11 protein-coding genes and 1 tRNA gene are annotated in these 14,534 nt (G+C 65.4%); 4 read left to right on the top strand and 8 right to left on the bottom strand.

Annotated features, from left to right (window positions below):
• The first annotated feature begins 10 nt into the window (after positions 1 to 10).
• Both FHS31_RS15075 and FHS31_RS15070 read left to right on the top strand, forming a co-directional pair.
• On the top strand, positions 11 to 3,235 hold the full coding sequence (locus FHS31_RS15075; protein ID WP_167075046.1) for an efflux RND transporter permease subunit: 3,225 nt from the start codon (positions 11 to 13) through the stop codon (positions 3,233 to 3,235).
• Positions 3,232 to 4,737 carry an efflux transporter outer membrane subunit gene (locus tag FHS31_RS15070; RefSeq protein ID WP_167075044.1) on the top strand — a complete coding sequence of 502 codons (1,506 nt, stop codon included), beginning with the start codon at positions 3,232 to 3,234 and terminating at the stop codon, positions 4,735 to 4,737. Before FHS31_RS15075 ends, FHS31_RS15070 begins: the two co-directional genes overlap by 4 nt.
• Positions 4,738 to 4,772: 35 nt before the next feature.
• Here FHS31_RS15070 and FHS31_RS15065 read toward each other — a convergent pair.
• The 8 genes from FHS31_RS15065 to FHS31_RS15030 form a co-directional block, all read right to left on the bottom strand.
• Positions 4,773 to 4,848 (bottom strand) — tRNA-Ala (locus FHS31_RS15065).
• A 106-nt stretch (positions 4,849 to 4,954) separates the two neighbouring features.
• On the bottom strand, positions 4,955 to 7,462 hold the full coding sequence (gene infB, locus FHS31_RS15060; RefSeq protein WP_167075042.1) for a translation initiation factor IF-2: 2,508 nt from the start codon (positions 7,460 to 7,462) through the stop codon (positions 4,955 to 4,957).
• A gap of 64 nt (positions 7,463 to 7,526) precedes the next feature.
• Positions 7,527 to 8,291 carry a DUF448 domain-containing protein gene (locus tag FHS31_RS15055; RefSeq protein WP_167075040.1) on the bottom strand — a complete coding sequence of 255 codons (765 nt, stop codon included), beginning with the start codon at positions 8,289 to 8,291 and terminating at the stop codon, positions 7,527 to 7,529.
• Positions 8,278 to 8,508 carry a tautomerase family protein gene (locus FHS31_RS15050; RefSeq protein ID WP_167075038.1) on the bottom strand — a complete coding sequence of 77 codons (231 nt, stop codon included), beginning with the start codon at positions 8,506 to 8,508 and terminating at the stop codon, positions 8,278 to 8,280. The genes FHS31_RS15055 and FHS31_RS15050 overlap by 14 nt, the downstream gene beginning before the upstream one ends.
• Positions 8,508 to 10,133 (bottom strand): transcription termination factor NusA, encoded by a 1,626-nt coding sequence (gene nusA / locus FHS31_RS15045; RefSeq protein WP_167075036.1) that lies wholly within the window; start codon positions 10,131 to 10,133, stop codon positions 8,508 to 8,510. Before nusA ends, FHS31_RS15050 begins: the two co-directional genes overlap by 1 nt.
• Positions 10,130 to 10,645, bottom strand: a complete 516-nt coding sequence (gene rimP, locus FHS31_RS15040; RefSeq protein WP_167075149.1) for a ribosome maturation protein RimP — start codon at positions 10,643 to 10,645, stop codon at positions 10,130 to 10,132. The genes nusA and rimP overlap by 4 nt, the downstream gene beginning before the upstream one ends.
• A gap of 131 nt (positions 10,646 to 10,776) precedes the next feature.
• The gene (locus FHS31_RS15035) at positions 10,777 to 11,157 is read right to left on the bottom strand and encodes a type II toxin-antitoxin system VapC family toxin (protein ID WP_167075034.1); all 381 of its coding nucleotides are present in this window, start codon (positions 11,155 to 11,157) and stop codon (positions 10,777 to 10,779) included.
• Entirely contained in the window at positions 11,154 to 11,393 is a 240-nt protein-coding gene (locus tag FHS31_RS15030) for a type II toxin-antitoxin system Phd/YefM family antitoxin (protein WP_167075032.1), read from the bottom strand. The genes FHS31_RS15035 and FHS31_RS15030 overlap by 4 nt, the downstream gene beginning before the upstream one ends.
• A gap of 133 nt (positions 11,394 to 11,526) precedes the next feature.
• Between FHS31_RS15030 and FHS31_RS15025 the strand changes: the two genes are divergently transcribed.
• Both FHS31_RS15025 and FHS31_RS15020 read left to right on the top strand, forming a co-directional pair.
• Entirely contained in the window at positions 11,527 to 13,164 is a 1,638-nt protein-coding gene (locus tag FHS31_RS15025) for a helicase HerA-like domain-containing protein (RefSeq protein WP_167075030.1), read from the top strand.
• A gap of 40 nt (positions 13,165 to 13,204) precedes the next feature.
• Positions 13,205 to 14,416, top strand: coding sequence for a PQQ-dependent sugar dehydrogenase (locus tag FHS31_RS15020; protein ID WP_208408757.1), 1,212 nt, complete (start codon positions 13,205 to 13,207; stop codon positions 14,414 to 14,416).
• The last annotated feature ends 118 nt before the right edge of the window (positions 14,417 to 14,534 follow it).

Below are 14,534 nucleotides of genomic sequence, written 5' to 3'. Positions count from 1 at the left end.
ACACAAGAAAATGCTCAGCCGTATCTTTATCGATCGTCCGATCTTTGCGTGGGTGATCGCGATCATCATCATGCTGCTGGGCATCGGCGGCATCGTCTCGCTGCCCATCGAGCAATACCCCGATATCGCGCCGCCGCAGGTCAACATCCGCGCGACCTACCCCGGCGCCTCCGCCTCGATCCTCGAATCCTCGGTCACCCAGGTGATCGAGCAGCAGCTGACCGGCATCGATGGCCTGATCTATTTCCAGGCGACGTCCAACTCTTCGGGCCAGGTGACGATCACCATTACCTTCAAGAAGGGCACCAACCCGGACATCGCCCAGGTGCAGGTGCAGAACAAGGTGCAGCAGGCGCTGCCGCGCATGCCGCAGCAGGTGCAGCAGCAGGGGCTGGTCGTTACCAAGGCGAATCCCGACTTCCTGATGGTGATCGCGGTCTATGACGAGACCGATAAATCGACGAGTAACGACGTTTCGGATTATCTCGTCTCGAACCTGCAGGACGGCATCGGCCGCCTGCCGGGCGTCGGCGATTTCCAGGTGTTCGGCACGCAATATGCGATGCGGATCTGGCTCGATCCCTATAAATTGCGCGCCTATAATCTGCAGCCCGGCGACGTCAGCTCGGCGCTGACCGCGCAGAACACGCAGATTTCGCCCGGGCAGATCGGGCAGCAGCCGCAGCCGCCGGGGCAGATGCTCAACGCCATCGTCAGCTCGCGGTCGCGCCTCACCTCGATCGCCGACTTCAAGAAGGTCGTCATCAAGTCGCAGCCCGATGGATCGAAAGTCCTGCTCCAGGACGTCGCAAGGATGGAGCTGGGGTCGGAGAATTACGCGAGCACCGGTCTGGTCAACGGCCATCCGGGCACCGGCATCGCCGTCCAGCTCGCGCCCGGCGCCGATGCGCTCAAGACCTCCGAACTCGTCCGAAATTATGTCATCCAGCGTGCGGCGAACTTCCCGCAGGGCTATAAATATGTCTTCCCGCAGGACAGCACGGCCTTCATCAAGCTGTCGGTCGAGGAAGTCGTCAAGACGCTGATCGAGGCGATCATCCTCGTCGTCATCGTCATGTTCGTCTTCCTGCAGAGCTGGCGCGCGGTGCTGATCCCGACGATCGCGGTGCCCGTCGTGCTGCTCGGCACATTCGGCGTGCTCGCCGCCTGCGGCTTTTCGATCAACGTGCTGACCCTGTTCGGTCTGGTGCTGGCGATCGGCCTGCTCGTGGATGATGCGATCGTCGTGGTCGAAAATGTCGAGCGCGTGATGGAGGAGGATGAAAGCCTTTCCCCGCGCGAAGCGACGATCCAATCGATGCAGGAGATCAACGTCGCGCTGATCGCGATCGCGCTCGTGCTCTCGGCCGTTTTCCTGCCGATGGCCTTCTTCGGCGGATCGACCGGGGTGATCTACCGCCAGTTCTCGATCACGATCGTCTCGGCGATGGCGCTATCGGTGCTGGTGGCGTTGGTCCTGTCTCCCGCGCTTGCGGCCGCCTTGCTGAAGCGGCCCGATAAGGAGAAGCGCGCGGAGGGCAATAGCTTCGCGCGCAAGGCGCACGATTATGGCGAGCGCTTCAATGCGTGGTTCGGGCGCATGTCGGAGAAATATCGCAACGCCGTTTCCTGGATCATCGAGCGGATGGTCGGCGCGATGGTGGTGTTCGCGGTGCTGGTCGTCCTGTTGGCCTTCCTGTTTACCCGCTTGCCGACGAGCTTCCTGCCGGTTGAGGATCAGGGCATCGCCCAGCTGCAGTTCACCTTGCCCGCGGGTGCGACCCAGCAGCGCACGATCGATGCCGCGCAGGCCGCGACCCGCTATTTCCTCGGCAACAAGGATCATACCGTTGAGACCGTTTATGCGGTTATCGGATCCAACAACGCCGGCAGCGGCCAGAATACCGGCCGCGGCTTCATATCCTTCTCGCCGTGGGACAAGCGCACCAAGACGGAGGACAGCGCGCAGGTGCAGACCCAGAAGGCGACGCGCGAAGTCGGCCACAATCTGCGCGATGTCGAATTTTACGCTTTGAACCCGCCGCCGGTCCGCGGTCTCGGCCAATCGAGCGGCTTTACGCTGGAACTGATGAACACCGGCGGCCTGAGCCGTGATGATTTTGCCAAAGAGATGAATCAGCTGCTGAGCGATGCGCGCGGCAATCCGGAACTCGCCGCGGTCCGCCTCAACAACGTGCCCGATACGCCGACCTTCAACATCAGTATCGATTCGGAGAAGGTGGGCGCGCTCGGGGTCAGCCAGAGCGATGTCGATACCACGCTTTCCACCGCCTGGGGCGGCACTTACGTCAACGATTGGGTCGATCGCGGCCGCGTCAAGCGCGTCTACCTGCAGGGGGATGCGCCCTATCGCGCCCGCCCGGAAGATATCGGCGACTGGTTCGTCCGCAACTCGGCGGGGACGATGACGCCTTTCTCCGCTTTCTCGAGCCAGACCTGGAGCAAGACGCCGAACACGCTGACGCGCTTCAACGGCAATTCCTCCTACGAATTCCAGGGCCAGGCGGCGCCAGGTAAAAGCTCGGGCGACGCGATGAATGTGATCGCGCAACTCGCCGCTAAACTGCCCGGCACGTCGGTCGCCTGGTCCGGCATTTCCTATCAGGAGAAGGTCTCGGGCGGACAGGCGCCGATCCTGTACGGCATGTCGCTGATCGTGATCTTCCTGTGTCTGGCCGCGCTCTATGAAAGCTGGTCTATTCCGTTCGCGGTGATGCTGGTGATCCCGCTCGGCCTGCTCGGCACGGTGCTGGCGGTCGGGCTGCGGGGGCTGACCAACGATGTCTATTTCCAGGTCGGTCTGCTCACCACGATGGGGCTCTCGGCCAAGAATGCGATCCTGATCGTCGAGTTCGCCGAGCAGGCCGAACAGAAAGGCATGACGCCGATCGAAGCCGCACTGGAGGCCGCCAAAATCCGCCTACGGCCTATCATCATGACCAGCCTCGCCTTCATGTTTGGCGTCTTCCCGCTCTGCATCGCGACAGGCGCCGGCGCGCAAAGCCGCGTCGAGATCGGCACGGCGGTGATCGGCGGCATGCTGACCGCGACCGCGCTGGCGATCTTCTATATCCCGATGTTCTTCGTGCTCGTCCGCAAGCTTTTCAAGGGCAAGCATATGACGCCCGCCGAACGCGCTCGCGCCGATGAGGAGCGGCACAAGAACGAGCATCATGACGGTGGTGAAGACGGCGCGGAGCCGCAGCCGGCATGAAGCGCATCGCCACACTCCTCGCGCTGACCGCGCTATCGGGCTGCACGCTCGAGCCGCATTTCGCGCGGCCTCAGCCCGCCGTGCCGCCGGCGTGGCCAGCCGGCGATGCGTATCGGACGCCGACCGAAGCCGCGCTGCCGAGTGTTGGTTATCGGGATATCTTCAAGGATCCCAATCTCCAGGCGATCATCGCGCAGGCGCTGGTCAACAATCAGGACTTGCGCGAGGCCGTTGCCAACGTCGCCTCCGCCCGCGCCCAATTCCATGTCCAACGCGCCGCTTTGTTTCCCGAGGTCGATGCCGAGGCGGCGCTGACCCGGCGCCGTTCCTCCGGTGTCAGCGGTGCCACGACCGGCGGCGCAACGGGCACCACCGGAACGACGACCACCACCGCCGTGTCGGGCAACCGCGACAGCACGACCTATCAGGTCGATGCCGCCGTTTCCGCCTGGGAGGTCGATCTGTTCGGCCGGCTGCGTAGTGAGACGCATTCGGCGTTCGATCTCTATCTTGGGCAGGAGGCGGCGGCACGCGCCGCGCGGCTGCTGCTCGTGTCCGAAATCGCCCAAGCCTATTTCCAGCTCGCCGCCGATCGCAGCCTGCTCGGCGTCGCGCTCGATACGGAGAAGAGCGCCGAGGTCACCGTCAAATTGACGCAGGCGCGGCTCGACGGTGGCATCGCGCCGCGCACCGATCTGCGGCAGGCGCAGACCGTGCTTGCCACCGCCCGCGCGGACGAGGCGAACCAGCGCACGCTTGTCGCGCAGGATCGCAACGCGCTGGAGCTGCTGGTCGGCGCGCACGTGGCCGATGGACTGCTGCCGGCCTCGATCGAGGCGGTCGACCCGCTGATCGGAGAGCTTCCGGCGGGATTGGACAGCGGCATCCTGCTGCGCCGGCCCGATGTGGTGCAGGCCGAATATAATCTTCGCGCGGCCAATGCCCGGATCGGTGCCGCCCGCGCCGCTTTCTTCCCGCGCGTCTCGCTGACCGGCCTCGCCGGTCTCGCCAGCACATCGCTGTCGAGCCTGTTCACCGGCGGCGCTTTCACCTGGACGGTGGCGCCATCGGTGACCTTGCCAATCTTCGACGCGGGCGCCAACGCGGGCAATCTCCGCTACGCCAAGGCGCAGCGCGATCTCTATCTGGCGACCTATCAGAAGGCGATCCAGACTGCTTTCCGCGAAGTGGCCGATGCGCTTGCCCGGCGCGGTACGATCGATGCGCAATTTGCCGCCGACCAACTCAATTTCGATGCCGCGCAGGATACGCTCACCCTCGATATCGCCCGCTACAAGCAGGGCATCGATCCGTATCTGAACACGCTGGACGCGCAGCGCACCTTTTATGCTGCGCGCCAGACCATCGCCAACGCGCGCCTGACCAAGGCACTGAATCTCGTGACTTTGTATCAGACGCTCGGCGGCGACCAGACCCTCTCGGACCTTCCCGGCACGCCCGAGGCGAAGGCGGCGCTGACCCAGTCGCAGGGCGCACCGTAGGCCACGTCAGCAGGCATGTTTCTCGAGGAATGAGCTGGTGGAGCTGAGGGGAATCGAACCCCTGACCTCTGCAGTGCGATTGCAGCGCTCTCCCATCTGAGCTACAGCCCCGTCACCAGCGGAGCGCCGCCTTAGCGGGCGCTTTGGGGCGATGCAACGGGCGGTTTTTGCCTGTTTGATTCGCTTACGCGGCCCGGTCCGGCGGAGCCGGACCGAACTAAAGCGTCCGCTCGCGCTCCTCGACCTCGAAGGTCTCGAGATAATCGCCCGCCTTGATGTCGGTCGATCCTTCGAAGGTGACGCCGCATTCGAGGCCCGCGCGGACTTCGGGCACATCGTCCTTGAAGCGGCGCAGCGAGGCGATCTTGCCGTTGTAGATGATGACGTCGTCGCGGGTGAGACGCGCGCGCAGATCCTTCTTGATGAAGCCCTCGGTGACGAGCAGACCTGCCGCCTTGCCATGCTTGCCCGCCGAGAAGACCTCGCGGACTTCGGCGCGGCCGACGACCGTTTCGAAGAACTCGGGACCGAGCTGGCCCGCCATCGCGGCGCGGATATCGTCGAGCAGATCGTAGATCACGTCATAATATTTGAGCGCGACCCCGTCCCGCGTGGCGATCTCGCGCGCCTTGGCATTGGCGCGGACGTTGAAGCCGATGATCGGCGCCTTGCTGGCGGCGGCCAGGCTGACGTCGCTTTCGGTGATGCCACCGGCACCGGACGAAAGGATGCGCACCTGGATATCGTCGTTGCCGATCTTCTGCAGCGAGCTGACGATCGCCTCGACCGAGCCCTGCGCATCGGCCTTGACCACCACCGGGAACTGCTGGGACTGTTTGTCGCGCAGCGCCGAGAACATCGATTCCAGGCTGGCGGGCGCGCTGGTGGTGCGCTTCTGCTGGATAACGCTGGCACGATAGGCGGCGACCTCGCGGGCGCGCGCCTCATTCTCGACCACGGTCAGCTGATCGGCGGCCGAAGGCACGCCGGAGATGCCGAGGATCTCGACCGGCACGGACGGGCCGGCCGACTTGATCTGCTTGCCCTTGTCATCGACCAATGCGCGCACCTTGCCGCTCTCCGGCCCGACGACGAAGATATCGCCGGTCTTGAGCGTGCCGCGGCGGACGAGGACAGTGGCGACGGGGCCGCGGCCTTTGTCGAGCTGTGCTTCCACCACCACGCCCTCGGCGGGGCGATCGGGGTTGGCGGTGAGTTCCAGGATCTCGGCCTGCAGCTGGATCTTCTCGATCAGTTCATCGAGGTTCAGCTTGGACGTGGCCGAAACTTCCACATCCTGCACTTCGCCGCCCATGGCTTCCACCTGGACGTCATATTGCAGCAGCGCCTCGCGCACCTTTTGCGCGTTGGAGCCCGGCTTATCCATCTTGTTGATCGCCACGATCATCGGCTTGTTGGCCGCCTTGGTGTGGTTGATCGCCTCGATCGTCTGGGGGCGGATGCCGTCATCGCCGGCGACGACGATCACGACGATGTCGGTCACGTCGGCGCCGCGCGCGCGCATCGCCGAGAAGGCCTCGTGGCCCGGCGTATCGAGGAAGGTGATCTGCGATCCGTCCTTCTGCGTCACCATATAGGCGCCGATATGCTGGGTGATGCCGCCGGCTTCGCCCGCGACGACATCGGTGCCGCGCAGCGCATCCAGCAGGCTGGTCTTGCCGTGATCGACATGGCCCATGATCGTGACGACGGGGGCGCGCGGCTGCAGCGTCTCGTCCTCATCGACATCGACTTCGGTAACGATATCCACATCGCTTTCGCTGACGCGACGGATGTTGTGGCCGAATTCGCTGACCAGCAGCTCGGCGGTGTCCTGATCGATCACCTGGTTCGATGTGACGGGCGTGCCCATCTTGAACAGGGATTTGACCAGATCGGCGGTGCGCTCGGCCATGCGGTTGGCGAGTTCGGCGACGGTGATCGCTTCCGGCACGACGACATCGCGCACCTGCTTGATCGAGGGGCCGGCCTGGCCGCGCTTGCCCTTTTCGCGCGAACGCTTGAGCGCGGCGAGGCTGCGGGTGCGGGCGCTGGAGGCGTCGTCATCCAGCGCGCGGGTGACGGTGAGCTTGCCCGATTGGCGGCGATCCTCGCCCTGGCGCGCGCGCGTCAGTTCGGGCCGCTTGGGCGCGATCACCGGCGTGAAGCGGCGCGGCGGCGGTGCCGAAGTTGAGGAAGTTGAGGCTTGCGGCGCCTCTTCGGCGGCAGGAGCAGCGGTCTCGGCGGCGGCAGCGGCAACCTCGGGTTCCGGCACAGGCGCGGGGGCGGCTTCTTCGGCCGGACGGCTCTTCTCTTCGGCGCGGCGGCGTTCTTCCTCGGTCAGCTCGATCTTCTCGCGCTCTTCGCGGCGGCGGGCTTCCTCCAGCGCGGTCATGCGCGCTTCTTCGGCCTCGCGGAGCAGGCGCTCCTGCTGCTCGCGGCGCTCCAGCGGAGACATCGGGCGGGCCTGCTGCGGGGCAGGTGCCGGGCGCGGCGCAGGCGCGGGCGCTACAACCTCGGGGGCGGCGGCAACGGGCTCGGGTGCAGCCACGGGCTCGGGCGCGGGATCGCCCGGCTTGCGCAGCACGCGCGCCTTTTTGACCTCGACCACCACGGTGTTCGAGCGGCCGTGGCTGAAGCTCTGCTTGACCTTGCCGGTCTCCACCGTGCGGCGGACGCCCAGCGGCGCGCGCATACCCAGCTTCGGCTTGTTATCGTCGCTCATTTAGTACCCAAAACCCTTCAAAACGTCTTCGTGCGTGCCTGTGCCCCTGCGAATGCTCGCATGGTCAGGGGCCATCATCCCGTCCAATAAACTCGCGCCACCGGCCCAGGGCCTGAGAGACGCGCGCGGCGGCTGCCGGCGCAACGAGCGCGAGATGTACCACATTCTCGCGGCCCAAGGCCATCGACAATATGGCGCGCGAGGCGGGGATTACGAGTCCGCGCAGGTCTTCACCTTCGGCGCCGAGGCCGACGCGCAGCGCCTGATCCAGCTTGCGCGTGCCATCGGCGGCGGCATCGCGGGCGTGGACGAGCAGCTCGACCGTGCCCTTGCGCGCGGCATCGATGATCCGTTCGGATCCCGTGAGCAGATCGCCGGCGCGCGCTTCGAGGCCGAGGCGATCGAGCGCGGCTCGCTCCAGCGCCTTCTCGATCTGATCGGCGAGATCGGCGGGCACCTGCACGGCATGTTTGAACGTGCGGCTCAGCGCCTTGGCGAGCTTGCCCTTGGTGATCGCCTCTTCCAGCGTCGCCCGATCCACCCCGATCCATGCGCCGCGCCCCGGCGCCTTGGCGCGGACGTCGGGATGGACAGTGCCGTCGGGCGCGAGCGCGAGACGGATCAGATTATCGCGCGAAGCCTTGCGCCCCGAAACGACGCAGGTGCGCTCGCTGTCTCCCCTCCCGCTTGCGGGAGGGGTCGGGGGAGGGGAGTCACCCTCTGAAGACGCGGCATCGGAGACGGACGCAGTACGCCCTCCCCTAGCCCCTCCCGCAGGCGGGAGGGGGATTTGGCCGCTTATGCCTTGGGGTTGCTCATTGTCCGACATTCGCGTGTGCGACCTCCTGTTTGGGAGTCGCGGTGCGATCGGCGAGGAGTTGGCCGGCGGCGGCGTAATTCTCAGTGCCATGCTCCGCAATCACGATCTGCACGGCGCTGGGCGACTTGCCGAGACGCTCGACCAGCGAGCGGGTCACGTCCTCGACGATCCCCGCTTTCTGGTCGCGCGTGGCGCTTCCCGCCAGTTCGATGCGGACGAAGGGCATCAGGCTTCGGTGCCCTCCGCTTCGGCGGCAACGGGCTCGTCGTCGAACCAGCCGGCAGCCTGGCGCGCGGTCATGATGATCTCGTTGCCCTGTTCGGTGGAGAGGCCATATTCCGAAAGGATGCCGCCCTTGTCGGGCTTGGGCGCGGGCGCGCCTTCCTTGCGGCGGCGGGGCTCAATGCGCTTCTTCTCGACCAGCTCATCGGTGGCGAGATCGGCGAGATCATCGAGCGTCTTGATGCCCGCCTTGCCTAGCGTGACCATCATCGCTTCGGTGATGTACGGCATTTCGCCGATCGCATCCTCGACGCCAAGCTCGGTGCGCGCATCGCGATTGGCCTGCTCCTGGCGCTCCAGCGCTTCGGTGGCGCGGCTCTGCAGCTCGCCCGCGACCTCCTCATCGAGGCCTTCGATCCCGGCAAGCTCTTCGATCTCGACGTAAGCGACTTCCTCGAGGCTCGAGAAGCCCTCGGCCACCAGCAGCTGCGCCAGCGTCTCGTCGACGTCGAGCTCGTTCTGGAACAGTTCGCTGTTCTGGACGAACTCCTTCTGGCGCTTCTCGCTGGCGTCGGCCTCGGTCAGGATGTCGATTGCCTTGCCGGTGAGCTGGCTGGCGAGGCGGACGTTCTGGCCGCGGCGGCCGATCGCGAGGCTGAGCTGATCATCGGGCACGACGACCTCGATGCGATCCTCATCCTCGTCGATCATCACGCGGGCGACCTGGGCGGGCTGCAGCGCGTTGACCACGAAGGTGGCGTTGTCGGGTGACCAGGGGATGATGTCGATCTTCTCGCCCTGCAATTCCTGGACCACCGCCTGAACGCGGCTGCCCTTCATGCCGACGCAGGCGCCGACGGGATCGATCGACGAATCGCGGCTGATCACGCCGATCTTGGCGCGGCTGCCGGGATCGCGCGCGGCGGCCTTGATCTCGATGATGCCGTCGTAAATCTCGGGCACTTCCTGCGCGAACAATTTCTTCATGAAATCGGGGTGCGCGCGGCTGAGGAAGATCTGCGGCCCGCGGTTTTCGCGGACCACCTTGAGGATGATCGCGCGGACGCGATCGTCCTTGCGCAGCACTTCACGCGGGATCTGCTGATCGCGGCGGATCACGCCCTCGGCGCGGCCGAGATTGACGACGATGTGGCCGAACTCGACCGACTTGACGGTGCCGACGATGATCTCGCCCGCGCGATCCTTGAATTCCTCATGCTGGCGCTCGCGCTCGGCATCGCGGACCTTCTGGAAGATCACCTGCTTGGCGGCCTGCGCGGCGATGCGGCCGAATTCGATGTTGGGCAGCGGATCGACGATATAATCGCCGACCACGGCGCCGGCCTGCAGCTTCTGCGCCTCGCCGACATTCACCTGCGTGAAGTAATTGTCGACCTCTTCGACGACCTCGACGACGCGCCACAGGCGGACGTCACCGGCGGAGGTATCGATCTTGGCGCGGATGTCATTCTCGGCGCCGTAGCGGGCCTTGGCGGCGCGCTGAATCGCATCCTCCATCGCCTCGATGACGATGGCGCGGTCGATCAATTTCTCTTTCGCGACGGCGTCGGCGATCGCGAGCAGCTCGGCCTTGTTGGCGGAAACGGCGGAGGTAGCCACGGGTGTCATCCTTCTTCTGAAATTCTGTCCGCGCCCTCTGTAGAGAGCGGCGCGGTGGCCTTGATCAATGCGTCCGTCAGCACGAGTTTGGCGCTGGCGATCTGCGTATAGGGAATCGCGAGTTCACCGACGCGCTCAGCATAGACCTTCACGGTCTCGCCTTCCACGCCTTCGATCCGCGAATCGAAATGTTTGCGGCCCTCGATCGGCGTGACCATCTTGATACGGACGTCGAACCCCGCCCAATCGGCATAATCCTGCAGCCGGGTCAGCGGCCGATCGATGCCGGGCGAGGAGACTTCGAGCCGATAGGCCTCCTCGATCGGATCCGCCGCATCCAGCACTTCGGACACGCGGCGGCTCAGCGCCTCGCAATCTTCGATATTCAGCTGCCGCGTATCGGGGCGCTCGGCCATGATCTGCAGCGTCGGATCGCTTTTGCCGCCGAACATCGCGACGCGCACGAGAGCGAAACCCAGGGCCTTGGCCTCGGGCTCGATCAGATCGGCGATCGCCTTCATGTCGGTCAAAAAATGCTCCTGACGCAGATATAGAGGTCCGCCGCCGGAACCTTCAGGCCCCGGCCTCGTCAGTGTTTCCAATGTCGAGGGACGAAAGTCATATAGTGGAGGCGCGCTCCCCCGGCAAGGGACTACCAGATCCGCTGTACGCCGAACTGATCGAGGGCCGTATCGGAGGAAACGAGCGTCAGCCCTTCCAGGATCGCCTGCGCGGCCAGCATACGATCGAACGGGTCGCCATGGGTGCCCGGCAGACTTCCCGCAAGACGACCGTGGGTTGGCGTCAGGAACAAATCGATGAAGCCCTGGCTCGCCGTAGCCGCTTCGAAACTGGTCGCCAGCAATGCCCCTTCGGATAATTTGCCAAGACGAAATTTGGTCGCGATTTCCATTGCCGAAACGGCGCTGACCAACTTGTCATTGGCCGGATCCATAATTAATTCACGGCACCGCATCCGCTCGTCGCCGGCAATCCACCAGATTAGCGCATGCGTATCCAGCAGCAGCCTCAATCGCCTTCCCCGTTCCACAGGCGCAACTCATCTTCGGGCAAGGGATCCCAAAAGGATTCGTCGAACTTGACGATGCCCTTGAGTGCACCAAACACTGGCTTGCCCTTTAGCACCGGCACCAGCCGCACTGCGGGCTTGCTGCCGCGCGCGATCACGACGTCGCCGCCGGCTTCGGCCTCGGCAATCAGGCGGGACAGGTGGGTCTTGGCTTCGGCGACGGTCATCACGGTGGCCATGGGCGATCTCCTTGGACCAACCATATAGACCAAGGCAAAGCAGCGAGCAACCGGCGACAGGCTCGGCTGTCCTTCCGTCCCGCCATCGGAGGCGATAGGAGCAAGCATCGGCAGACAGGACGAAAGCAGCAGCATGGCGGACGCGAACGGCATCTTCATCGGCGCGACCGCAGACGGCGAGCAGCAGACCCTGAATCTCAAGCGCGCCAACCGCCACGGGCTGATCGCGGGCGCCACCGGCACCGGCAAGACGGTAACGCTGCAGGGCATCGTCGAAGGGTTCAGCAGGGTGGGCGTGCCGGTTTTCGTGGCCGATGTGAAGGGCGATCTCGCCGGGCTCGCCATGCCGGGATCACCCGCCGCGCCGACTCACGCCGCCTTCGCCGCACGCGCTGCCGAGATCGGCATGAGCGATTGGGCCTATGCCGATACGCCGGTGATCTTCTGGGATTTGTACGGTCAGGCCGGCCACCCCATCCGCACCACCATCTCCGAAATGGGGCCATTGCTGCTCGCGCGGCTGATGGGGCTGAACGATACGCAGGAAGGCGTTCTGCAAGTCGTCTTCAAGGCCGCCGATGAGCAGGGGCTGCTGCTGCTCGACATGAGCGATCTGCAGGCGATGCTCGCCTGGGCGGCGGAGAATGCCGCCGATCTTTCGGCGCATTACGGCAACGTCACGCGCGCCACGGTCGGCACGATCCAGCGCCAGTTGCTCCAGCTCGAGGCCCAAGGCGGCGACAATTTCTTCGGCGAGCCCGCGCTCGATATCCACGACATGATGCTGACGGATGACCAGGGGCGCGGCATGGTCAGCATCCTCGCCGCCGACAAATTGATGGCGGCGCCGAAGCTCTACGCCACCTTCCTGCTCTGGCTGCTGTCCGAACTGTTCGAGGTGATGCCCGAGGTCGGCGATCCCGATAAGTCCAGGCTCGTCTTCTTCTTCGATGAGGCGCATCTGCTGTTCGACGATCCCGCGCCGGCGTTGCTCGACAAGATCGAGCAGGTCGTGCGGCTGATCCGATCGAAGGGCGTGGGCGTCTATTTCATCACGCAGAACCCGATCGACGTCCCCGATGACGTCGCGGGGCAGCTCGGCAACCGCGTCCAGCACAAGCTCAACGCCTTCACGCCGCGCGAACAGAAAGCGGTCCAGTCCGCCGCGCAGACCTTTCGCGCCTCGCCGGGCGTCGATGTCGCCACTGCGATCACCGAGCTGAAGGTGGGCGAGGCATTGGTGTCCCTGCTCCAGCCCGACGGCAGCCCCAGCCCGGTCGCGCGCACCCTGATCCGCCCGCCAAGTTCGCGCGTCGGCCCGCTGACCGACAAGGAGCGGGCGATCATGATCTCCACATCGCCGGTGGCGGGCAAGTACGACACGCTCGTCAACCGCGAGTCGGCATCGGAGATGCTCGCGGCCAAGGCGGGCGACGCCAAGGCGGCGACCGCGCAGGCCCAGGCGCAAGCCGAAGCCGCCAAGGCGCAGGCGGAGCAGGCCAAGGCCGCCGCGCAGCAAGCCAAGCTCGATGCCGCCGAACAGGCGCGCCGCGATCGCGAGGCGGCGCGCACCGCCGATCTCCAGGCCAAGGCCGAAGCCCGCGCGCAGGCCGCCGCCGCCCGCGAATCGGCCCGGCCGACGCTGACCGACAAGATGCTCCAGTCCGCCGCGCGCTCCGTCGCCTCCTCGCTGGGTCGTCAGGTGGCGGGGCAGCTTGGCGGGCAGCTGGTGCGCGGCCTGCTCGGCGGCTTGTTCAAGGGCGGGCGCTAAGTCGCCTTCCCCGCGTTTAACCGTTTCACGATAAGGACAGATGATGCGCCATTTGCTGCCATTGGCTCTGCTGATTGCCTCCCCGCTCTGTGCCCAGACCAATTACGGCGCGAGCAAGCCCAACCCGGTCAAGCCGTTCGCGGCGACGACGGTGGCGACCTTCGATTTCCCCTGGGCGATGACCTTCCTCACCGATGGCTGGATGCTGGTGAACGAAAAGCCGGGGCATATCTGGCTGGTCGATGGCAAGGGCACGAAGCTGCCCGTCGCGAACGTGCCCGCGGTGCAATATCAGGGGCAGGGCGGGCTGCTGTTCGTCACCACCGCACCGACCTATGCGGCCGATCATCTCGTCTACATCACCTATTCCGAGCCCGGCGACGGGGGCTCCAGCCTGGCGATGGCGCGGGCGAAGCTTACGATCGGCAAGAGCGGCGCGAGTCTCGACGGGCTCAAGGTGTTGTTCCGCCAGCTGCCCAAGGGCGAGGGGGGACAGTTCGGCGGCTATATCGCCTTCGCGCCGGACAAGAAGAGCCTGTTCCTGACGGTCGGCGAGCGCCAGCGCTTCACCCCCGCGCAGGATCCCGATACCGAGCTCGGCAAGATCCTGCACCTGACGCTCGACGGCAAACCCGCGCCGGGCAATCCGATGGCGGGCAAGATCGGCGCCGCCTCGCTGCCCCTGTTCTCGCCGCCGGCCGATACCGAAGCCGCCAAGACCGTTCAGCCGACGATCGTGAAGCTCACCGCGCCCAATCTCGCCCCGGCCGAAACCTGGGCCTCCGGCATCCGCACGCCCTACGGCCTCGCCTTCGATGGCGCGGGACGGCTGTGGGAAGTGGAGCATGGCCCGCGCGGCGGTGACGAGCTCAACCTGATCGAGAAGGGCAAAAATTACGGCTGGCCACTGGTCTCCTACGGCAAGAATTATGACGGCGTGCCGATCCCCAGCCCCGACACCCGCCCCGATCTGCAAAAGCCGGTGCTCTACTGGAACCCGGTGATCGCGCCGGCGGGGCTGACCTTCTACCAGGGCAAACTCTTCCCCACCTGGAACGGATCGGCTTTGATCGGCGGACTGGCGAGCAAGACGCTGGTGCGTGTGGCGTTCGACGGGGTGCAGGCGCGTGAGGCCGAACGCTGGGACATGGGCGCGCGGATCAGGTTCACGATCGAGGGGCCGGATGGGGCGGTGTATCTGCTGGAGGATGCCAAGCAGGGGCGGCTGCTGCGGCTGACGCCGAAAGGATAGCGAGACGCCGATCCTCCCCTGCAAGGGGCATTGTTCACTTTGTATTGACGTGCGATGATGCGGCGTTCTGATGGGAGGCGTTGATGCGGTGTCATCATTGTGGTTCGGAGGAGTCGCG

The organism is Sphingomonas vulcanisoli (genome assembly GCF_011761305.1).
GTDB lineage: Bacteria > Pseudomonadota > Alphaproteobacteria > Sphingomonadales > Sphingomonadaceae > Sphingomonas_I > Sphingomonas_I vulcanisoli.
Note: the sequence above shows the minus strand (reverse complement) of the source record. Positions and strands in the feature narration are given on the sequence as shown.

What these genes read in the sequence shown, in the direction of transcription:
- FHS31_RS15030 (WP_167075032.1), bottom strand. Translation starts at nt 11,393, where the DNA reads ATGGCCACCGTGATGACCGTCGCCGAAGCCAAGACCCACCTGTCCCGC.
- rimP (WP_167075149.1), bottom strand. Translation starts at nt 10,645, where the DNA reads ATGAAGGCGATCGCCGATCTGATCGAGCCCGAGGCCAAGGCCCTGGGT.
- FHS31_RS15025 (WP_167075030.1), top strand. Translation starts at nt 11,527, where the DNA reads ATGGCGGACGCGAACGGCATCTTCATCGGCGCGACCGCAGACGGCGAG.
- FHS31_RS15075 (WP_167075046.1), top strand. Translation starts at nt 11, where the DNA reads ATGCTCAGCCGTATCTTTATCGATCGTCCGATCTTTGCGTGGGTGATC.
- FHS31_RS15050 (WP_167075038.1), bottom strand. Translation starts at nt 8,508, where the DNA reads ATGCCCTTCGTCCGCATCGAACTGGCGGGAAGCGCCACGCGCGACCAG.
- FHS31_RS15020 (WP_208408757.1), top strand. Translation starts at nt 13,205, where the DNA reads ATGATGCGCCATTTGCTGCCATTGGCTCTGCTGATTGCCTCCCCGCTC.
- nusA (WP_167075036.1), bottom strand. Translation starts at nt 10,133, where the DNA reads ATGACACCCGTGGCTACCTCCGCCGTTTCCGCCAACAAGGCCGAGCTG.
- FHS31_RS15070 (WP_167075044.1), top strand. Translation starts at nt 3,232, where the DNA reads ATGAAGCGCATCGCCACACTCCTCGCGCTGACCGCGCTATCGGGCTGC.
- FHS31_RS15055 (WP_167075040.1), bottom strand. Translation starts at nt 8,291, where the DNA reads ATGTCGGACAATGAGCAACCCCAAGGCATAAGCGGCCAAATCCCCCTC.
- infB (WP_167075042.1), bottom strand. Translation starts at nt 7,462, where the DNA reads ATGAGCGACGATAACAAGCCGAAGCTGGGTATGCGCGCGCCGCTGGGC.